At 66.6% G+C, this 20,086-nt stretch carries 22 protein-coding genes; 6 read left to right on the top strand and 16 right to left on the bottom strand.

What is annotated here, in order from left to right:
- Positions 1-66: 66 nt before the first annotated feature.
- The 4 genes from AC1DYS_RS03185 to AC1DYS_RS03170 form a co-directional block, all read right to left on the bottom strand.
- Complete coding sequence (locus tag AC1DYS_RS03185; protein ID WP_477895974.1) at positions 67-1,383, bottom strand: ABC transporter substrate-binding protein; 1,317 nt, start codon at positions 1,381-1,383, stop codon at positions 67-69.
- 61 nt (positions 1,384-1,444) lie between these two features.
- Positions 1,445-2,344: an NAD(P)-dependent oxidoreductase gene (locus AC1DYS_RS03180; RefSeq protein ID WP_477895972.1), complete on the bottom strand. Its 900-nt coding sequence runs from the start codon at positions 2,342-2,344 to the stop codon at positions 1,445-1,447.
- Positions 2,345-2,358: 14 nt separating this feature from the next.
- Positions 2,359-4,347, bottom strand: a complete 1,989-nt coding sequence (locus AC1DYS_RS03175; protein ID WP_477895970.1) for a bifunctional 5-dehydro-2-deoxygluconokinase/5-dehydro-2-deoxyphosphogluconate aldolase — start codon at positions 4,345-4,347, stop codon at positions 2,359-2,361.
- A complete protein-coding gene (locus AC1DYS_RS03170) occupies positions 4,347-5,255 on the bottom strand; it encodes a MurR/RpiR family transcriptional regulator (protein WP_477895968.1) in 909 nt (302 codons plus the stop codon). The genes AC1DYS_RS03175 and AC1DYS_RS03170 overlap by 1 nt, the downstream gene beginning before the upstream one ends.
- Before the next feature lie 147 nt (positions 5,256-5,402).
- Between AC1DYS_RS03170 and AC1DYS_RS03165 the strand changes: the two genes are divergently transcribed.
- The 4 genes from AC1DYS_RS03165 to AC1DYS_RS03150 are packed head-to-tail and all read left to right on the top strand — an operon-like array spanning position 5,403 to position 8,539.
- Entirely contained in the window at positions 5,403-6,392 is a 990-nt protein-coding gene (locus tag AC1DYS_RS03165) for a branched-chain amino acid ABC transporter permease (protein WP_477895966.1), read from the top strand.
- 2 nt (positions 6,393-6,394) lie between these two features.
- Positions 6,395-7,138: an ABC transporter ATP-binding protein gene (locus tag AC1DYS_RS03160; protein WP_477895964.1), complete on the top strand. Its 744-nt coding sequence runs from the start codon at positions 6,395-6,397 to the stop codon at positions 7,136-7,138.
- Positions 7,135-7,866 carry an ABC transporter ATP-binding protein gene (locus AC1DYS_RS03155; protein ID WP_477895962.1) on the top strand — a complete coding sequence of 244 codons (732 nt, stop codon included), beginning with the start codon at positions 7,135-7,137 and terminating at the stop codon, positions 7,864-7,866. The genes AC1DYS_RS03160 and AC1DYS_RS03155 overlap by 4 nt, the downstream gene beginning before the upstream one ends.
- 1 nt (position 7,867) lies before the next feature.
- Positions 7,868-8,539 carry an ATP-binding cassette domain-containing protein gene (locus AC1DYS_RS03150; RefSeq protein ID WP_477895960.1) on the top strand — a complete coding sequence of 224 codons (672 nt, stop codon included), beginning with the start codon at positions 7,868-7,870 and terminating at the stop codon, positions 8,537-8,539.
- A gap of 49 nt (positions 8,540-8,588) precedes the next feature.
- Here the strand turns inward: AC1DYS_RS03150 and AC1DYS_RS03145 are convergent, their stop codons facing one another.
- The 12 genes from AC1DYS_RS03145 to AC1DYS_RS03090 form a co-directional block, all read right to left on the bottom strand.
- A complete protein-coding gene (locus AC1DYS_RS03145; protein ID WP_477895958.1) occupies positions 8,589-8,735 on the bottom strand; it encodes a hypothetical protein in 147 nt (48 codons plus the stop codon).
- Positions 8,736-8,874: 139 nt separating this feature from the next.
- Positions 8,875-9,966: a YeiH family protein gene (locus AC1DYS_RS03140; protein ID WP_477895956.1), complete on the bottom strand. Its 1,092-nt coding sequence runs from the start codon at positions 9,964-9,966 to the stop codon at positions 8,875-8,877.
- 9 nt (positions 9,967-9,975) lie between these two features.
- A complete protein-coding gene (locus AC1DYS_RS03135) occupies positions 9,976-10,749 on the bottom strand; it encodes a ferredoxin--NADP reductase (protein ID WP_477895954.1) in 774 nt (257 codons plus the stop codon).
- A 15-nt stretch (positions 10,750-10,764) separates the two neighbouring features.
- Positions 10,765-11,094 (bottom strand): DUF971 domain-containing protein, encoded by a 330-nt coding sequence (locus AC1DYS_RS03130; protein ID WP_477895952.1) that lies wholly within the window; start codon positions 11,092-11,094, stop codon positions 10,765-10,767.
- Entirely contained in the window at positions 11,091-11,972 is an 882-nt protein-coding gene (locus tag AC1DYS_RS03125; RefSeq protein WP_477895950.1) for an ABC transporter ATP-binding protein, read from the bottom strand. The genes AC1DYS_RS03130 and AC1DYS_RS03125 overlap by 4 nt, the downstream gene beginning before the upstream one ends.
- Positions 11,969-12,931 carry an ABC transporter permease gene (locus tag AC1DYS_RS03120; protein WP_477895948.1) on the bottom strand — a complete coding sequence of 321 codons (963 nt, stop codon included), beginning with the start codon at positions 12,929-12,931 and terminating at the stop codon, positions 11,969-11,971. Before AC1DYS_RS03120 ends, AC1DYS_RS03125 begins: the two co-directional genes overlap by 4 nt.
- A gap of 40 nt (positions 12,932-12,971) precedes the next feature.
- A complete protein-coding gene (locus AC1DYS_RS03115; protein WP_477895946.1) occupies positions 12,972-14,393 on the bottom strand; it encodes an ABC transporter substrate-binding protein in 1,422 nt (473 codons plus the stop codon).
- Between the two features lie 143 nt (positions 14,394-14,536).
- Positions 14,537-14,866 carry a ferredoxin FdxA gene (fdxA, locus tag AC1DYS_RS03110; RefSeq protein ID WP_477895944.1) on the bottom strand — a complete coding sequence of 110 codons (330 nt, stop codon included), beginning with the start codon at positions 14,864-14,866 and terminating at the stop codon, positions 14,537-14,539.
- A complete protein-coding gene (locus tag AC1DYS_RS03105) occupies positions 14,863-15,834 on the bottom strand; it encodes a HEAT repeat domain-containing protein (RefSeq protein ID WP_477895942.1) in 972 nt (323 codons plus the stop codon). The genes fdxA and AC1DYS_RS03105 overlap by 4 nt, the downstream gene beginning before the upstream one ends.
- A gap of 9 nt (positions 15,835-15,843) precedes the next feature.
- Entirely contained in the window at positions 15,844-16,077 is a 234-nt protein-coding gene (locus AC1DYS_RS03100) for a 4Fe-4S dicluster domain-containing protein (protein WP_477895940.1), read from the bottom strand.
- Positions 16,078-16,099: 22 nt separating this feature from the next.
- The gene (locus AC1DYS_RS03095) at positions 16,100-17,830 is read right to left on the bottom strand and encodes a fumarate reductase/succinate dehydrogenase flavoprotein subunit (protein ID WP_477895938.1); all 1,731 of its coding nucleotides are present in this window, start codon (positions 17,828-17,830) and stop codon (positions 16,100-16,102) included.
- A gap of 70 nt (positions 17,831-17,900) precedes the next feature.
- Positions 17,901-18,671 carry a GntR family transcriptional regulator gene (locus AC1DYS_RS03090; protein ID WP_477895936.1) on the bottom strand — a complete coding sequence of 257 codons (771 nt, stop codon included), beginning with the start codon at positions 18,669-18,671 and terminating at the stop codon, positions 17,901-17,903.
- Positions 18,672-18,919: 248 nt separating this feature from the next.
- On the opposite strand from AC1DYS_RS03090, the gene AC1DYS_RS03085 reads away from it, so the two are divergent.
- Both AC1DYS_RS03085 and AC1DYS_RS03080 read left to right on the top strand, forming a co-directional pair.
- The gene (locus AC1DYS_RS03085; protein ID WP_477895934.1) at positions 18,920-19,582 is read left to right on the top strand and encodes a TetR/AcrR family transcriptional regulator; all 663 of its coding nucleotides are present in this window, start codon (positions 18,920-18,922) and stop codon (positions 19,580-19,582) included.
- Between the two features lie 24 nt (positions 19,583-19,606).
- A complete protein-coding gene (locus AC1DYS_RS03080; RefSeq protein WP_477895932.1) occupies positions 19,607-20,080 on the top strand; it encodes a VOC family protein in 474 nt (157 codons plus the stop codon).
- The last annotated feature ends 6 nt before the right edge of the window (positions 20,081-20,086 follow it).

Below are 20,086 nucleotides of genomic sequence, written 5' to 3'. Positions count from 1 at the left end.
CCGGGCCTTGCATGAAGAAGGATCGAGCGGCACCGAAGGAACCGGCTTCGCTGGTCCCTGCTGCGGTCATTGCTGGTAGCTCGGCGTGGCGTCGTACGACTCCAGCTTGCAGGTCTTGGCGGCGTCCTGGTCGGCCACGTCTTTCGGGTCGGCCCAGGTGAGGATCTTGAAGATGTCGTCCTTCTCGGCCGGCTGCTCGTTGTAGCTCGCCATGTAGATGGTCTGCTGGCACTGGTGGGTGACGGGGTCGATCCAGGCGTCGTAGTGCTGCAGGCGGTCGCGTGCACTCATCTTGCGGCCTTCGAGCTTCTTGATCACCGCGATGTTTTGCGTGGTGCCCGCCTCTTCCACGCAGCGCAGCAGCTCGCGCGTGGCCATGTAGCTGTTGTGATAGACGTTGCCCGGCACCTTGATCGCCATGCCTGGGTACTGCTTCTGGTACGCGGCCACGAACTCCTTCACGCCGGGCAGATCGAGCCGGTAGTACCAGCTGGTGCCGAACACGCCGAAGATGTTCTCGGGGCCGAGGCCGTACACGTCGGGCCAGTCCTGCTGGTTGTTGATCCAGGCCATGCTCTTCTGCATGTTGAGCTGCACCACCTGCTGGCGCAGCGACTTAATGTCGTCGCCGCCGATGGCCGTGGCCACCGCATTCGGCTTCAGCTGCTGCAGCTTGAGAAGGTAAGACGAGAAATCGCGCGTGTTCTGCGGCACCAGCAATTCTTCGACGATCTTGCCGCCGTTGGCTTCGACGATGGCGCGCGTGGCGTTCGAGGTGTTGCGGCCCCATACGTAGTCGTTCGTCAGCAGCACCCAGTTCTTGCCGTTGACCTTGATCGCGTTCTTCACGATGGCGTGCGCGAAGTTCGTGCCGTTGCCGTCCCACACGAACTTGACGCGGTGGCAGTCCTTGCCGGCCTCGGTGGGCGAGCTGGAGTTGGTGTTGAGGAAGATGCAGCCGTATTTCTGCGCCACCTGCGAGATCGCGTTCGCCACGCCCGAGTGCAGCGCGCCGATCATGAAGGCCACCTCGTTGCGCGTGATCATGCGTTCGGCGATGCGCGAGCCGCTGGCCGGCGTGGTCTCGGTGTCCATGTGCAGCGCCTCGATGTGCCGCCCCATCACGCCGCCCTTGTCGTTGAACTCCTTGATGGCCATCATCGCGCCCAGGCGCTCTTCGCCACCGCTCGCGCCGTACTGGCCCGAGGCGTCCATCGTGAGGCCGACCACCAGCGGCTTGGCCGTTGCGGCCTGGGCCCACACGCGGTTGTGCGCCCAGGGGCCGAAGAAGGTGCTGGTGCCTGCCAGTGCGGCCGATGCCTTGAGCAGGCGCCGGCGCGCGGGCATGGCGATGGGGGATGCGGTTTTGTTGTCGTCGGTCATGGTTTGTCTCCTGTTGCAGGAAGGCGGCGAAGTGGTCTTCGCTCGCCGGGGGTTGTGAGGGTCAGCGGGGAATGAACTTGACGTTGTTGAGCTGCTCCTGAGCCTCCAGCAGCGAAGGGATGAAGCGCTCGCCCAGGCCCAGGTTGCTGGCTTGCACGAAGCTCTGGTGTGCGGCCTCGGCGAGGAAGGTGGCGCTGGGCAGCATCTCGGCCATGTGGGTGAAGTAGCGCAGGTCTTTCTGTGCGCTGCCGATGGCGAACTTCATGCCTTGCAGGTCACCCTTCAGCATCGGGCCGACCATCATCTGGAAGATGCCCGAGTTCACGCCGCCGACGGAGATCACCTCGAACAGCTTCTGCAGCGACAGGCCTGCCTTGGCGGCGGTGGCCACGCCCTCGGCGATCGAGGCGGCCATGGTCATCGCGAGCATGTTGCTGATGAGCTTGAGCACGTGGCCGTGCCCAGGCGGGCCCACGTGGAAGATGTTTTCGCAGAAGGCGGCGAGCACCGGGCGCACACGCTCGAAGTCGGCCGGCTCCGCGCCCACCATGGTGTTCAGGCGCCCTTCTTCGGCCTCCTTGGGCGTGCGCGACAGCGGCGCGTCGATGTAGAGCACGCCCTGGGCCTGCAGGTCTGCGCGCACCTTCGCGGCCAAGGCCGGCTCGGCCGTCGAGGTGTCGATGACGATAAGGCCCTTGCGTGCCGCGGCCAGCAGGCCGTCGGGCCCGTAGACGATCTCGTCGACCTGCGGCGAGCCGGTCACGCACAGGATGACGATGTCGGCCTGTGCCACCTCGGCGCGGGTGTCGACCTCCTTGGCGCCGGCGTCGAGCAGGTCTTGCAGGTTGCCGCGGTTGCGGTGCGCCTTGAAGCGCAGCGCGTGGCCCTTGGCCAACAGGTTCTTGGCAATGCCGTGGCCCATCATGCCGAGGCCGAGGAAGCCGATGCTGGGTTTGCTCATGGTCTCTGTCTCCATCAGTTGTTGGATGCGGTGGTGGCGATGTCGGCGACGGGCTGTGGGCTCGTCTCGCCGGCCGTGTCGCCTGCTGTCACCCACAGGTGAATGAGGCGCTGGTAGCGGGTGGCCACCTGGTCGATCACGCCGGCGTCGTCCAGCGTGCCGGCGAACCAGCCGGTGGCGGCGTCGGCAAAGATCGAGCGGCCGACCGCGAAGCCCTTGCACAGCGGCTGGCCGGCTGCCACACGAAAGCCGGCCGAGAGGTCGGCCTCGCTGGCTTCGAGCCCGAGCAGCAGCACGCCGCGGCAATGCGGGTCGTGCTGCGCGATCACCGCGGCGATGTGCTTCCACGCGGTGGCGTTGGCGGGTGCCTGCAGCTTCCACCAATCGGGCCACACGCCGGCTTCGTAGATCTGCTGCATGGCGCGCGACATCGTGTCGTCTCGCGCCGGCATCTCGCGCGGCGGAATCACTTCCACCAGCAGCTCGTGCCCGGTCGCGTTGCAGGCCTCGGCCAGCGTGACCATCGTGCGCAACTGCTCGGCCATCAGCGCGGCACCGTCGTCCGGGTGATGGGCCAGCAGGCACTTCACCACGTGCTCGGCTGGCCAGGTGCGCAATGCGAGTGCGATGTTGGTGGTGTTCTTCTCGAAGGCGAGGGGCCGCGACCCTGGCCGCTCCACCGGCCGGCCCACCCACCAGCCGGCGCCGGTGAGTTGCGGCAGCACGTCTTCACCATGGCGGCCATCGATGATCACGCCCGGCGTGGGGAAACCCGTGGCCTGGCTGGCAGCGCGAGCGGCGTCATAGCCCTTGCGCGCCGCCCGTGCCACGAGCTGCTTGAACTCGGCGATGCGCGACACCGCCGCGCCATGGCGCTGGGCCAGCTCTTCGAGCTGTGCGCGGTGGTCGAAGGCCAGCACCGCGAGCGAGCTCCATTGCCGTGTGCGTGTGGAGGCGCGGTGCAGCTGCTCCAGGCGCGCGTCTTCACGCAGGCGCTGCGTGGGCGAGCCGTGCTTCAAAAAGTGGCTGAGTTCGTCCCAGCTCGGCATGGCCGGTGCGCAGCCGTGGCGCGACACCACGATCGCGCCGCAGGCATTGGCGTAGCTCAGCGTGCGCTCGATCGGCTCGTTGCGCACCCAGCCGCGCAGCAGGCCGGCCATGAACGCATCGCCCGCGCCGAGCACGTTGAACACCTCGACCGGAAAACCCGGGCCGGCGACACCGTCTTCGATGCGCGCCGGAATGGCGCTCGGGTACGCCACGCAGCCCATCGGGCCACGCTTCATCACGATCAGCGCTGTGGGCGACACCGCGCGGATGCGCTGCAGCGCCGCCAAGCTGTCGCTCGCGCCGCCGGCGATGTGGATCTCTTCTTCGGTGCCGACGATCAGGTCGCACAAGGGCAGCACCTGCTGCAGATTCGCGCTGACCTGGGCGGAAGGGACGTAGCGCTGCTCGCCGAGCCCTGGCGACGTCAGCCCCCACAGCACCGGGCGGTAGTCGATGTCGAGCGCGACGCGGTTGCCGGCAGCACGTGCGGCCTGCATCGCACTGAGGCAGGCGTCGTAGGTCTGCGGGCTCGACAGGTGCGTGCCCGAGATCAGCAGCGTCTTGGCCGTGCCAACGAAGGCCGGGTCCACGTCAGCCGCAGAGAGGCCCATGTCGGCGCACTGCTCGCGGTAGAACACCAGCGGAAAGGTGTCGCGGTCGCGGATGCCGAGGAAGACGAGCGCTGTAAGGCGCTTCGGGTCGGTGCGCACCTGCGACACGTCCACCCCTTCGGCGGCGAGCGTCTCGCGCACGAAGCGGCCGTTGTGCTCGTCGCCGACGCGCGTGAGCATCGCCGCCTTGAGCCCCAGACGCGATGCGCCCACGGCCGTGTTGGCCGGCGAGCCGCCCAGGTACTTGGCGAACGACTGCATGTCTTCCAGGCGGCCGCCGATCTGCTCACCGTACAGGTCGACGGCAGCACGCCCCATGCAGAGCAGCTCGAGTTCCCTCATCAGTGGACTCCTTTGGCTTTGGCCGCGCCGGCCGTCTTCTTGGGGGTCGCGCGGCCGTTGGCCTTCTTCGCCGGCGCTGCTTTCGCCGCCTGCTCGGTGAGCTGGTGGCCGGTGCTCACGACCAGCGCCTGCGCCAGGCACAGCGGCGCCACCAGCGAGCGGAAGGCCTGCTTGGAGCCGACGCTCAACTCGAAGCACACGCGCGACGGCGGCTTCAGCGGCGACAGTGAGCTGTCGGTGATGGCGATCACCGGCACGCCGCGGGCATGCACGGCCAGCGTGGCGTCAATCACCTCTTGCGCATAGCTGTGGAAGCTCGCGACGATGAGCAGGTCGTCGGGGTCGATGGCGCGCAGCGAATCGGACAGCATGCCGCCCATGCCGTCGAGCCGGTAGGTCTTGAGTTCGAGCTGGCCCAGCGCGTAGGCCAGATACGCTGCCAGCGGATACGCGCGGCGCTGCCCCAGCACGTGCACGCACTTGGCGGCGCAGATGAGCTGTGCCGCAGCCGTGATGTCGGCCTCGGTGACGTTCTCTTCCAGGTGGCCCAGCTCCGACACCGCATCACCGACGAACTGGTGCAGCACACCCGACTCCGCACCGGCAGGCTTGCTGCGGCGGCGCAGCTGGTCGATGCGCTCGCGGTAGCTGGCCGAGCGCTCCACCAGGTGGTCGCGAAAGACCTGCTGCATCTCTGAGAAGCCGCCGAATTCGAGCGCGTTGGAGAAGCGGATCAGTGATGAGGGCTGCACGCCTGCTGCATCGGCCACCGAGGCCACGGTACCGAGTGCGAGTTCGTTGGGCTTGTCGAGCGCAAAACGCGCGATCAGTTGCAGCTGTTTGGGGAGCGTGGGGTAGACGCGCGAGATGGCGTCTTTCAGGTCGTCGTAGTTCAGGGCTGCCGGCATGGGGAATTCACTGATGGGGAACTTGGAAAAAGTAGAACAAACGTTCTTGTATGAACGCAGAATAGAACATACATTCCATTGTGTCCAGCGTTTGTTCGCCACCTCATGTCCACAGAAACCCGACCTGCTTCGCTTGTCACTGCCCCCATGGTGTTCACCGTCGCGCTGCTCGCCAGCACGCCGCTGTGGCTGAGCCAGGTCGGCCTCTACCAATACCTCGCGCTTGAAATCATGATCTGGATGATGTTTGCGCTGGGGCACAACCTGCTGCTCGGCTACGGCGGCCTGCCGTCGTTCGGCCACGGCGCGTACTTCGGTGTGGGCGCCTATGCGTTCGGCCTGTTGCAGCAGCGTGCGGATGCGGGTCTCGGGCTCGGCCTCATCGGGGCGGTGCTGATCTCGGCGCTGTTCGGCATGCTGGTGGGCGCCTTCATCTCGCACAAGCGCGGCATCTACTACGCGCTGCTCACCATCGCGTTCGGGCAGGTTTTCTGGTTCGCCGCGGTCAAGTTGCACGACATCACGGGGGGTGAAGATGGCCTGCTCAACATCAAGCGGCCCGACTTGTCGCTGGGCTTGGCCGACATCTCGCTGAAGAGCAACGAAGCCTTCTTCTACTTCGCGCTGGTGCTGTTCGCGCTGGTGCTGGTGGCCTTGTGGCGGCTGATCCATTCGCCCTTCGGCCGCGTGCTGCGCGCCATCAAGCAGAACGAGATGCGCGCTGCCTTCGTGGGTCACAACGTGTGGCTCTACAAGTGGCTCGCGTTCACCTTGTCGGCCAGCGTGGCGGGCCTGGCGGGTGCCCTGTTCGCGATGGCGCAGCAGTCGGCCTACCCCAACGTGATGAGCCTGCACAACTCGGGCTTCGTCGTGATGATGGTGTTGATCGGCGGCGGCCTCGTGAGCTTCTGGGGGCCGGTGATCGGCGCGCTGTTCTTCATCCTCGCGCGGGACCTCCTGGGCGCCTACACAGAGACCTGGCTGCTCTGGTACGGCCTGGTGTTCATGGCGATGGTGCTGTTCCAGCCCGACGGCGTGGCCGGCGCGTGGCAGAAGGCGCGGGCGCGCTGGGCGCGGCGAAGCTCGAGCCCGCCGGCTCCTGCGACACCGATGAACCCCGTGGCCAAGGAGGCATGAGCATGGCCCTCTTCGAAGCCACCCAACTGCACAAGCGATTCGGCGACAACGTGGTGCTCGAAAGCATCTCGCTCTCGTTCGAGGAAGGCCAGCTCGCCGGCATCATGGGGCCCAACGGCGCCGGCAAGACGACCTGCTTCAACGTGCTCACCGGCCGCTACAAGCCCGACCGCGGCACGGTGAAGTTTGCGGGTGAAGACATCACCGGCTTGTCGCCGCGGCAGATCGCCTGCAAGGGCGTGTCGCGTTCGTTCCAGATCATGAATCTGTTCGATGACGACACCGCGCTCGACAACATCCTGATCGCCCTGCCCTCGGTGCGTGCGCAGGGCTTCTCGATGGTTCGCGACCTGGGCCGTAACACGGCGGCGCACGATGAGGCCGCGGCCATCCTGGCGCGGGTCGGCCTGGCCGGCAAGGAGCGCGTGGTGGCCGAAAGCCTGTCGTACGGCGAGCGGCGTGCGCTGGAGATCGGCGTGGCGCTGGCGGCACGGCCGCGGCTGCTGTTTCTCGACGAACCCACGGCGGGGCTGGGCAGCGAAGGCACGGCGCGCCTGGCCGAGCTGATCGCCGAACTGAAACGCCAGCTCACCATCGTCATCATCGAACACGACATGCACTTTCTGTTCAGCCTGGCCGACCGCATCTCGGTCATTCACTGGGGGCAGGTCATCGCCCAGGGCAAGCCCGACGCCTTGCGCGAGAACCCGTGGGTGCAGCGCTCCAACCTGGGCCTGTTGTCATGAGCGCGGTGTTGAAGCCGAGTGCGAGCGAGAGCATGCTCGCCATCGACGGCATCGAGACCTTTTACGGTGAGACGCAGGCGCTGTTCGGCGTGTCGCTCACCGTGGCGCCGGGAGAGGTGGTCGCGCTGCTCGGCCCCAATGGCGCCGGCAAGACGACGACGCTGCGTTCCATCCTCGGCCTCACGCCGCCGCGCAGCGGGCGCATCGCGTTCGACGGCGCGGACGTGACACGCCGCCCCACGCACGAGATCGCCGGCATGGGCATTGGCTGGGTGCCGGACGATCGGCGCATCTTCCCGACGCTCACCGTGGCGCGCAACCTCGCCATCGCGCGCAAGAAAACGCGCTTTCGCGCGTGGACCGAGAAAGAGTGCTTCGAAATCTTCTCGGCGCTCGAGTACCTGATGGCGCGCGAGTGCGAGAACCTCTCCGGCGGCGAGATGCAGATGGTCGCGATCTCGCGCGCGCTGCTCGGCGCGCCTGGGCTGGTGCTGTTCGACGAACCCAGCCAGGGCCTCGCGCCCAAGGTCGTGCAAGACGTGATGTCGACCGTGCTGCGCCTCAAGCGCGAAGGCGTCTCGGTGCTGCTGGTGGAACAGAACGTGGAGAGCGCGCTGGCCGTGGCCGACCGCGTCTACGTGATGCGGCAGGGCCGCGTCGTCCACGAAGGGCCGGCCGAGGCCATGCGCCGCGACGCCGGCCTGCAACGCCGTCTGCTGGGGATCTGAGATGAGTTCAATCGCAACCGCAACCACCACCGCGACCGGCAAAGCGCCGCTACTGCGCGTCGAAGGCCTCAGCAAGCGTTACCAGCGTGGCTGGCCGCAACGCCAGACCACCTTTTCGCTGGAGGCCGACTTCGAGATCGACGGCCCGGGCATCGTCGGCGTGATGGGTGCCAACGGCGCCGGCAAGACCACGCTGTTCGAGCTGATCACCGGCAGCAACCTGCCCACCGCCGGCCGCGTGATGGTGGCCGGGCAAGACATCCACCGTGTGCGCTACCGCGAGCGCGATCGGCTGGCCTTGCACTACCACCAGAGCTACCAGGTGCGCTCGTTCACACGCACGCACCCGGCCTTCATGCTCGACCACGCGGAGAGTGCCCGGGCGCAGGTGCACCTGTTCGACGAGCCGCAGTTCAACACGCAAGACGGCTACATCGGCTTCATGCTCGACTTCTTCAAGCGCCTGCGCGATGACGGCAAGCTCGTGTTCCTGTGCCTGCACCCGAACGAGCCGGTGCACATGGACATCCTGGCCGAGGTCTGCGGGCGCTTCATCTTCGTCCACAAGGACGAGAGCCGCGTGAGTCGGCTGATGCAGGCCGATTCGCTGAAGGAACTGGCGCGCGACCCGCGCGTGCGCCACTACCTGGGGAAGCTGGCGCCGGAGCTTTGAGCCCTCACGGGCGGGCTGTCGAACTCAGCCCGGGTTTGCAATTGCAAGCTCAGTCGAGCGCCAGGTTGGCGCGCTTGAGCAGGCTGGCGCGCACCGAGGCGGGCATGTCGTCGAGGAACTCGGCGGCCACGTTGGCGTAGTAGAGACGGGCGCCAAAGATGGCAACGAGGGCGAGGAAAGCGAAAAAGTCGGTCACAACGGTTCTCCAAGGGTATACCCGTAATTTTAGGGTAAACCCTAGTCTTCGCTTTGCGACGGAATCGCTCAGTTCATGAACTTGTCGGCAGATGCGGTGCTTGCAGCCGCTGGCGAGGGCTGCTCAGCCGATGCCGCGCTCAGGCCGGGCGGGTCAGCAGAATGGCGATGAGAAGCGCGGCAGCCAGCCACAGTGTCTCGACGAGCAGCAGCGCGAAAGGCCGCCAGCCGGTGTCGAACAACATCTGGAACGAGGTCTTCACGCCGAGAGCCGCAATCGCCACGATCAGGCAGCCGCGCGACACGTCACCGATCAGCGGCTGGGCGATCTCCGGGATGCCGTGCAGCGAATGCAGCATCACCAGCGCGAGGAACACCCACAGGAACCAGGGCACGAGCGCGGCTCGGCGTGCGGGGCCTGCAATGGCGGTGTCGGTGGGTCGCGCACCGCGGTAGGCCGCAGACACCACGATCACCACCAGCGCCAGCATCGAGACCCGAAACAGCTTGACGATGGTGGCCGCATCGCCGGTCTCCTGGCCCATCAGGTAGCCCGCGCCGACCACCTGCGCCACGTCGTGGATCGATCCGCCGAGGAACAGGCCGGCCAGCGCCGGCGGCAGATGCAGCGCGTGCACGAGCAGCGGGTACAAGAGCATCGCAAGCGTCGACAGCGAGGTGACGGACACGACCACCAGCAAGGTGAAGCGCTCCTGCTCGCGGCTGCGCGGCAGCACCGCCGAGATCGCGAGCGCCGCCGAGGCGCCGCAGATGGCCGTGGCCCCGCCCGACAGCAGCCCCTGTGTGGTACTAAGCCCGAGGCGCCGGGCCAGCCAGATGCCGCCGAAGATGGTGCTGAGCACGCAGCCGACCACGATCAGTGCGGTGCTCCACCCCAGCGCCGCAATCTGCGAGACCGTGATGCGGGCCCCGAGCAGTGCCACGCCCAGGCGCAACACGAGGCCGGTGCAGAACTCGATGCCGGGGCGGATCTTCGTGTCCTCCAGCAGGAAGTGGAACGACACACCGAAGAGCAGCGCATACAGCAGCTGCGGCCCGCCATGCAACCGAGACACGAAGCTGGCCGCCATGGCGATCACCGCGCAGAGCAGAGCGCCGGGCCAACGCGCCTGCAATGCGACGGCCAGCGGGTGGCGCGGTGTGCCGCCACCGTTCGCGGGGCGCCGCCACCCGTGCGGCGCGGGGTCGTCCGCGGAACTCTCGGTGGCCATGGGCACGTGCTACTTCTCGACGAACGCGCGCTCGATCACGTAGTCGCCCTGCTCGCCTTGGCGCGGGCTGACGTGGAAGCCGCGCGCATCGAGCAGCTTGCAGCTGTCGGCGAGCATCGCGGCGCTGCCGCAGATCATGGCGCGGTCGACCGCGGCATCGAGCGGCGGCAGGCCGAGGTCGCTGAACAGCTTGCCCGACTCGATGACCTCGGTGAGCCGGCCCTGGTTGCGGAACGGCTCGCGCGTGACCGTCGGGTAGTACAGCAGCTTGTCGCGAACCAGCTCGCCGAGGTAGTCGTGGCTCGGCAGTTCTTCGATGAACGTGGCGTACGCGAGCTCGCTGACCTGCCGTACGCCGTGGATCAGCACCACCTTCTCGAAGCGCTCGTAGGTGTCGGGGTCCTGGATGATGCTGATGAACGGAGCGAGGCCCGTGCCGGTGGACAGCAGGTACAGGTGCCGGCCGGGCCGCAGGTCGTCGAGCACGAGGCTGCCGACGGGCTTGCGTCCGACGATCACCTCGTCGCCCGGCTGCAGGTGTTGCAGGCGCGAGGTCAGCGGGCCATCCGGCACCTTGATGCTGAAGAACTCGAGGTGCTCTTCATGGTTGGCGCTTGCGACGCTGTAGGCGCGCATCAGCGGCTTGCCCTCGACCGGCAGCCCGAGCATCACGAAGTGGCCGTTGCGAAAGCGCAGGCCCGGGTCGCGCGTGGTTCGAAAGGAGAACAGCGTGTCGTTCCAGTGGTGGACCTGCAGGACACGTTCGGTGGCGAGTTTTGACATGGTCTGTGGAGGTGTTCAGGAAGAAATTGACTGGCCGAGCTCGTGCAGGTAGGCCCACGGAAAGATGCCGCGCCCGTGTCCGTCGGAGAACACCAGGTTCAGCCCCTTGTCGGCGATCGGGTGGATGGCATCGAGGCGGATCGCTTCAACAGGCTCCGGCCGCGTGCCCTGTGTGCGAAAGGCGTGCTCGCAGCCCGCGCACCGGCAACGCGAGCGCAGCAGCCCGTGCGGCAGGCGGCTCTCGCTGCCGTCCTGCCAGCGCAGCTCGAGCACGCCGCTGCCCTGGTGGTTGACGATGGCCTGCGGAAACAGCTGCGCGTCGAGCGCGTTGGCTTCGGCGCTCATATCAGCGCGTTCATGCCGTCGTGGCTGAACTGGTGGTCGATGCCCTGCAGCCCGCCGCTGTGCAGCTCGCCGCCCATCGCGGCCAGGCTCTCTTCGCGGATCAGCGCCTTGAGCTGGCGCACCAGCGCCTGGAAGGTCGGCGATGCCGTCATCTCCGGTGTGCGCGGCCGCGGCAGCGGGATCGGAATCTCAGCCTTGATGCGGCCCGGGCGCGCGGTCATCACGTAGACCTTCTCCGACAGGAAGATCGCTTCTTCGATGTCGTGGGTGATGAACAGCACCGACAGCTGCAGCTGCTGCCACATGTTGGTGAGGATCTCCTGCATCACGGTGCGCGTCTGCGAATCGAGCGCGCCGAAGGGCTCGTCCATCAGCATCACCTGCGGACTGGTGGCGAGCGCACGCACGATGCCGACGCGCTGCTTCATGCCGCCTGACAGTTGATCGGGGTAGTGGTTCTCGAATGCCAGCAAGCCGGCCATGCCGAGCAGCGAACGCGCGGCAGTCTCGCGCTGGCTCTGCCCAATGCCTTTCATCTTCAGGCCGAACTCGACGTTCTTGCGCACCGTCATCCACGGGAACAGCGAGTACTGCTGGAACACCACGCCGCGGTCGGCACCCGGGCCACCGATGGGCTGACCATCGAGCAGCGCCTCGCCCTCGCTGGGCTTGATGAAGCCGGCAACGATGTTGAGCAGCGTCGACTTGCCGCAACCCGACGGGCCGATGATGCTGACGAACTCGCCGGGCTTCACCTCCAGCGACACGCGGCTGGCCGCCTCGGTCATGCGCCCCTTGCTGCCGAAGCGCACCGAGACGTCCTTGATCTGCACATGGCCCTTGCGCGCCCCAGTGCCCTCGTTGGCGACGGCGCTCATCGCACGCTCCCGGCGCGCGAACCGTAGGCCAGCCACGGCATCACCGCCTTGCCGACGAAGCGGATCAGCCCGCTGCACATCAGGCCGAGGATGCCGATCGTGATCATGCCAAGCACGATCTCGGGGTACGAGATCAGCGAGTAGGCCTCCCAGGTGAAGTAGCCGATGCCGAACTGCCCCGAGATCATCTCGGCCGCGATCAGCGAGACCCAGGCCACGCCCATGCCGACGGCCAGGCCGGTGAAGATCTGCGGCGCCGCGCCGGGCAGCACCACGTACCACATGATCTGGCGCTCGCGTGCGCCGAGGCATTGGCTGGCGCGCAGCAACACGTCGTCGACGGCCTGCACGCCGCTGATGGTGTTCAGCAGGATGGGAAAGAACGCACCGATGAAGGTGATGAAGACGATGCTGACCTCGTTGTCGGGCCACAGCATGATCGAGATCGGCACCCACGCGATCGCCGGGATCGGGCGGAAGACCTCCATCGCCGGGAACAGCAGGTTGCGCGTCAGCCGGTAGCGGCCGATCAACATGCCGAGCGCGACGCCGAGCACGGTGGCGATCGCAAAGCCGATGAAGATGCGCCGCAAACTCATGCCGACGTTCTTGATGAACTTCGGCGACGCGTTCACCTCGACGATCTTCGACAGCACCTCGGCCGGCGTCGGGATGTTGGTGAAGCGGATGTAGAAGTCGAGCTTGTACGTCGTCGCGAGATGCCAGAACAACACGATGCCGAGCAGCGACGCGAGTGCCATCAGCTGCGCGGGTGCCCGCTCGCGCAGCCCCTGCCACACCCGCTCGGCGAAGCGCGGCGCCATCGGTGTGCCGGTAGGAGCCGGCAGTGGCGGGCGCAGCGTGTCTTCGGGCCGCGCTAATCCGCGCGCGGGCGCGGCGTCGGTGCGCGCGCCTGGCGGCGGCAGGTCGTGGAACAGGCGTTGCGTGACAGGCGGCATGGTGTGTTCCTCGGTGTCAGAGGCGATATCAGAGGCGGCGTTAGAGGCCGGCAGCGGCGGCGAGCGCTTCGGGGTAGGTCGCGAGGCGGCCGCCGGTGGCCATGGCCTCGGCTTGCGCGTCCTTCCTCAGCAGAAAGGGTGCGATCTGCGGCTTCTTCGGGTCGCTGCTGTTCACCGCATAGAAGGCCTTGTCGGCGAAGAGCTTGATGCCCAGCGTCTTGTCGGTGAGGTAGGCCACCTTGACCTTCTTGCCTTCGCTCTGCGCCTTGTTGATCGCCGCGAGCGTGCAGACCGGCGAGGCGTAGGCAGCGATCGGCGCGCCGTCGAGCCACACTTCGCCGGCGTCCTTCGGCCGCGTGATCGGTGTCTTGCACAACGGGTCGGTGCCGCTGATGTCGTAGTTCGCGAGGGTGTGCTTCTGCGCGTCGTAGTCGAGCTTGAGTTCCTTGAAGGCCTGGCGCACATAGGTCTCGTTGACCCAGGCGTTGATGTCCAGCGGCTTCACGCGGTTCAGGCGTGTGAGCACCTCGTGGCCGGTCTTGATGGTGTCGAGCCAGCGCGGCTTGATGGTCGGGTCGAGCGTGTGGATGCCGCCCGGGCCGAGGTAGAGGTAGGCCACCTCCTTCTCGATCTTGGTCCACTCCTCGATCTTGGCTGCCGCCGCGGTCGGGTTGCTGCGCACCCAGGCATCGGCCTCCATCAGCGCCTTGATGTAGGCGACGACGACCTCGGGGTACTCGGTCGCGAAGTCCTTGCGGACGACGACGCCGTGGAAGGTCGGCACCTTGGTCTCGGCACCATCGAAGATCTTGCGCGCGAAGCCGCGGTACGGCAGCAGGTCGGCAAAGGGCACGAAGTCGGCGTGCGCGTCGATCTTCTTTTCCTGCAGGTTGGTCGTGCCGACTTCGGGGCTCTGGCTGACGAGGTCCCAGTAGTCGTCCTTCCAGCCGCGGCTCTGCATCGCCTGCAGCAGCATGCCGTGCGCGGCCGAGCCGAAGGGCACCGAGATCAGCTTGCCTTTGAGGTCGGCGAGCTCGTAGTACGGCGAGTCCTTGTGCACCACCACGCCGTTGCCCGAACCGAAGGCGCTGTAGGCAATGATGGCCACGAGCAGCGTCTCGTTGCCCGGCTGCGCCTGGCCGGTGGCGCCGTTCACCAGCAGCGGGTAGTCACCCATCATGCCGATGTGCAGCTTCTTGGCCATCATGCCGTTCGTGATCGGCGGGCCGGAGGTGAAGTTCTGCCAGTCCAGCTTGAAGTCGATGTCCTTGTACTTGCCGGTCTTGGGCAGGTACTTCTCGATCAGCTTCATCTCCTTGAGCACCACGCCGCCGGTGACGGTGTTGGTGGTGGTGTTCTGGGTGCCGATGCCGATGACCACGTCCTGCCGCGCGAGGGCCGGCAGCTCGAGGCAGAGAGACAGCGCCAGGGCCGCGCAGACTCGCAAGACGATGTGCTTCATGAACAGGTTCTCCAAGGAGTGGATGGACGGTTCGTCTCCTCCGATTGCAAGACAGGTGCCACTGCGGGTGGTCGCTGGTGCGCTCGGGGCGCGGCTGTCTTGTCGGGCATGGCGGTTCATTCCGATGCGCGTGCTGGGGGTGGCTAGGCGTGCTCGACCAGCTGCACGCGCTTGTCGACCACCGAGGCCCACGCCTCGGCATCGGGCAGCGGTTCGCGGGTCTGGCTGATGACTGGCCATTGCGCGGCGAGGCGGGCGTTCAGCTCGATGTAGCTGCGCTGCTCCGCCGGCACGTCGGTGTCGGCGACGATGGCGCCCACCGGGCATTCGGGCACGCAGACCGCGCAGTCGATGCACACCTCGGGGTTGATCGCGAGGAAGTTCGGTCCCTCGTGAAAGCAGTCGACCGGGCAGACCGCGACACAGTCGGTGTACTTGCAGCGGATGCAGGCTTCGGTGACGACGAAGGTCATGCCGTGCCCCCTTCGACACGCGCCTTCTGCGCCAGCCCGATCGAAGTGAGCGCGAGCCGCGCGAGCTTGCGCACATCGGGGTCGGGGTCGGCGAGTGCCGCCTCGAGCGGCGCGATCGCGCGCGTGTCGCCGATCTCGCCGAGCGCGATCACGGCTTCCTTGCGCAGGTTGCTGATGGTGTGGGTCAGCGAAGCCACGAGCGAGGGCAGCCCGGCCTCGGCCTTCAGCAGCCCGAGGCTGCGTGCGGCCTTCACGCGCACCTGCCAGTAGTCGTCCTGCATGGCATGCACGAGGTCGGGGATGGCCAGCGACAGCCGCAGCTTGCCGATGGTCTGTGCGGCCTCGTCGCGCACCATCCAGCCGCTATCTGCGAGTGCGCGGGTCAGCGCCGGCAGCACGCTCACGCTGCTCGAATAGCCCAGCGCACCGATCGCGATGCGGCGCACTTCGACGTCCGGGTCGTTCGCTGCCACCTCAGCCAGCTCGCCGATCGCAGCCGGGTCTTTCAGGTAACCGAGCACGCCGACCGCTTCGCGGCGCACCGCCGCATCGGGGTCGCGCAGCGATTGCATCGCCGGCGCAAAGGCCTGCGGCGAACGCAACGCCCGCACCGCGTGGAACGCGAGCGCGCGCACCTCGGCCGGGCCGCCTTGCAGCATCGGCAGCAGCGGTGCGGCCGATGCTGCTTCCTTCAATTCGGACAGCACCTCGCCGGCCGACTTGCGCACGTCGGCGTTCGGGTCGAGCAGCATGGCCGCCAGCGCTTGCACCACCTCGGGCTCTTCGAAGCCTTCGAGGGCGCGGATGGCTTCGGTGCGGACTTGCGCGTCGGTGTCGGCCAGGCGCGGCAACAAGAGCGGCACGATGTCGTCTTCGTCGCTGTACGGCAGGTCGATCACTGCCAGGCGGCGCACGGTGGCGTCGGCGTCGGCCAAGCGCTCGGCGAGGGTCGGGATTCCGGTGTCCATCGCGGCTCCTCAGCGCAGCAGGTAGGGGATGTCGACCGTGACGGCGCCGGTCGGGCAGTCCTGCTCGCAGGGGAGGCAGTACCAGCACTCGTCGAATTTCATGTAGGCCTTCTTGGTCAGCATGTCGATGGCCAGCACGTCGAGCGGGCAGACGTCGACACAGACGGTGCAGCCCTTCTCGGCGATGCACTTCGACTCGTCCACGCGGACGGGCACTTGGGTGATGGTGGCGGCGAGGGTCATGGCGGGCTCCTTGGAGAAAACGTCAGGCGGCTTCGGCGCTGGAGGCGACGCGCAGGCGTTGGTAGGCGGTTCGTTCTTCGTCGTCGATCGGCACGATGTAGGGCTCGATCGCTTTCTTGCGCATGGCCATCTGGCCTTGCGCGTCGCGGCTCAGCAGCGAATGGCAGAACCAGTTCGCGTCGTCGCGCTCGGGGTGGTCGACGTAGTGGTGGTACAGGCCCCAGCGGCTCTCGGTGCGAAACATCGAGGCACGCGCCGCCATCTCGGCGCAGTCGAGGATCGAGTGCGCTTCCATCGCGCGCATCAGCTCGTGCGCGTTGCCGGCCGACATCGAGGCGGTGTCTTCACGGATCTCGGCAAAGCGGCGCAAGCCGATCTCGTACTTGCTCGTGATCTTGGGTGGCTGCAGGTAGTCGTTGACGAGGCGGCGCGTCTTGTATTCGATCTGGTACGGGGTGAGGCCGCCCTCGCGCTGTAGCGGCGCGAGGATGCGCGCACTCTCGGCCGCTTGCGCATCGGCATCGACCGCCGTGTGGCCCACTTCGGCGCAATACGCCGCGGCGTTCTCGCCGCACAGCTTGCCGTAGACGAAGGCGCCGAGCATGTAGTTGTGCGGCACGCTGGCGCAATCACCGGCGGCATAGAGGCCTTTCACCGAGGTCTCGCCGCGCGCGTTGATGTGGATGCCCGAGGCGCTGTGGCCGCTGCAGAAGCCGATCTCCGAGATGTGCATCTCGACCATCTGTTTACGGTAGTCGTTGCCGCGCTTGTCGTGGAAGCGGCCACGGCTCGGCCGTTCGTTGCTGTGCAGGATGGTCTCGATCTCCTGGATCGTTTCTTCGGCCAGGTGGTCGAGCTTGAGGAACACCGGGCCGTTGCCGCTGAGCAGTTCGTTGTAGAACTCCTGCATCATCTGGCCGCTCCAGTAGTCGCATTCGATGAAGCGCTCGCCCTTGCTGTTGGCGGTGTAGCCGCCGAGCGGGCCGGTCACGTACGCGCAGGCCGGGCCGTTGTAGTCCTTGATCAGCGGGTTGATCTGGAAGCACTCGAGGTTCGCGAGATCAGCCCCGGCGTGGTACGCCATCGAGTGGCCGTCGCCGCAGTTGGTCGGGTTCTCGTAGGTGCCCATCAGGTAGCCCGACGCGGGCAGGCCGAGGCGGCCTGCGGCGCCGGTGCAGATCACCGCGGCCTTGGTGCGGATCACGTACAGCTCAGCGGTGCGGCAGTCGAAGCCCATCACTGCGGTGACGGCGCCGTCGGGCCCCGTCAGCACGCGTGTGACGACGACGCGGTTGGTGATCTCCACGCGAGCCCGCTTCAGCTGCCGGTACAGGATGCGCTTCATGTGGTGCCCCTCGGGCATCGGCAGCACGTAGGCGCCGAGGTGATGCACCTTGCGCACCGAGTAGTCGCCGGTCTCGTCCTTCTCGAACTTCACGCCCCAGCGGTCGAGCTCCTGGATCATGTCGAAGCTGCCGGCGGCGTAGGCCATCACCGCTTCCTGATCGACGATGCCGTCGTTCGCGACGGTGATCTCCTTGACGTACTGCTCCGGTGTCGCGTGGCCGGGGATGACGGCGTTGTTCAGGCCGTCCATGCCCATCGAGATCGCGCCGCTGCGCTTCACGTTGGCCTTGTCGATCAGCAGCACACGCAGCTTGGGGTTGCGCTCCTTGGCCTTGACCGCGGCCATCGGGCCGCCAGTGCCGCCGCCGATCACGACGAGGTCGAATTCGAGTTCGATGGTGTTCATGTGGTGTGCTCCGTGACTGTTGGGTTTCGGGCAGGGGTGTTGGTTTGCCAGCAGGTGCGCTGTTGATGGATCAGCAGCGGTCGATGCGCAGGCGGTACTGGAAGGCATCGCCGCGGTAGTACAGAAATTCGAAATCGATGGGCTTGTCGTCGGCATAGGTGAGCCGCTCGATGCGCAGCAACGGCGAGGCCTCGGCGATGCGCAGCTGGCGCGCGAGGAATTCGTCGGCCGAGATCGCTTCGATCTGCACGTCGGCATGCGTGAGGTGGAGGCCGAAGTCGTTCTCGAGGATCACGAAGATGTCGCGCGTCGGCAGGTCTTCTTGCGCCAGGCGCTCGCCGAGCGCGAGCGGGAAGTAGCTCTGGTCAACCGAGATCGGTTCGCGGTTCAGGTAGCGCAGGCGCTGGATCTCATAGACCGCGTCGCCGAGGCCGAGCTGCAGGCGGCGCGCCACCACGTCGCTGGCCGGCACCTGCCGCATGCTCAGCACCTGCGAGAAGGTCTCGTAGCCCGACGGGCCCATCGCCTCGCCGAAGCCCTGCAGGCGCGACAGGTTCTGGAAGGCCTTGGGCTTGGCGACGAAGCTGCCCTTGCCCGGCACCTTGAAGATCAAGCCTTCCTTCTGCAGATCGCCGAGTGCCTGGCGGATCGTGATGCGGCTGACCGAGAACGACTCCATCATCTGGCTCTCCGAGGGCATCTGCGAGTGCGGCGCATAAGTGCCGTCGAGTACGCGCCGGCGCACGATCTCGCGGATCTGCGTGTGCATCGGCACCGACGACATCGGCACCACCTGCACCTCGGCGCTCTCGGGTTGGGTGGGCTTGCGGGCTGAATTCATCGCGGCGGACCTGACCTGTTATGACAGGTCATGCTTAGCAGGTCGCGTGCCAACGCGTGAAGCTCCAAATGCTGCTGTTGAACGGGCCGCACGGGGCGTGGAACCCCAAAGTCGCCCGTTCTTCGTGCAAACAGAGCGCACCGCCAAGAGGCCCCGCACTGATTTGCATCGTTACGAAAAATCCGCTTGACGCCATACCGATCGGTCGGTATTGTTCACGTACCGACTAATCGGTATGGAGTGTGGAAATGATCGAACTCACCGAAGGCCCGAAGAGAAAGCTGCTTGACGCTGCGCTGCGCGTGATCCGCGTGCAAGGGTATGCGGGCAGTTCGGTCGACGACATCTGCCGCGAGGCCGGCGTCACCAAGGGCAGCTTCTTCCACCACTTCAAGGGCAAGGACGAACTGGCCATCGCCGCCACCGAGCACTGGACCGGCGTCACCGGCAACATGTTCGAGAGCGCGCCGTTCCACAGCCTGGCCGACCCGCGTGAACGCGTGCTGGCCTACATCGATCTCCGCGCTTCGCTGATCCAGGGCGAGCTGGCCGACTTCAGCTGCTTGCTGGGCACCATGGTGCAAGAGACCTACAGCACGCACCCCGACATCCGCGATGCCTGCAACCGGGCCATCCTCTTCCACGCCCGCACCGTCGAGGCCGACCTGATCGAGGCCAAGCGCTTGTATGCCCCGAAGGCCACGTGGGAGCCGCTCGATGTTGCGCTCTTTGCGCAGGCCGCCATCCAGGGTGCTTTCATTCTTGCCAAGGCCCAGCACGATGCCGCTGCGGCCACGCGAACCATCGCGCACCTGCGCGAGTACGTGGCGTCGCTGCTTCCAGCGCCGGTTGCCAAAGCCACCCCCCGTTCCCGCCCCTCCGCCGCGGCCGCGCGGCGGTCTCCCACCTGAACGTCACCACCCCAGGAGATCACCATGCAAAAGCTCACCCCCTGCCTCTGGTTCAACTTCAACGCCGACGAGGCCGTCGAACACTATCTCGGCATCTTCAAGAACGGCAAGGTGCTCGAAGTCACGCACTACGGCGACGCCGTGCCCTCGCTCAAGGGCAAGGTGCTGACCATGCGCTTCGTCATCGAAGGGCAGGAGTTCCTGGCCCTCAATGGCGGCCCGCAATTTCCGTTCACCGAAGCGATCTCGATCGCGGTCGACTGTGCCGACCAGGCCGAGGTCGACCGCCTGTGGGCCCGCCTGAGCGAAGGCGGCTCCACCGGCCAATGCGGTTGGCTGAAGGACAAGTTCGGCCTGTCGTGGCAGATCGTGCCGCGCGCCATGATGGACATGCTCAAGAGCCCCGACACCGCCAAGGCCCAGCGCGCGATGGGCGCGATGATGCAGATGACCAAGCTCGACATCGCGGCGCTGCAAGCCGCATTCGACGGCAAGTGAGGCAGC

This window comes from Rhizobacter sp. P2_G4 (assembly GCF_056403575.1).
The sequence above is the reverse complement of the archived record's forward strand: the minus strand, read 5'-3'. Positions and strand labels throughout refer to the sequence as shown.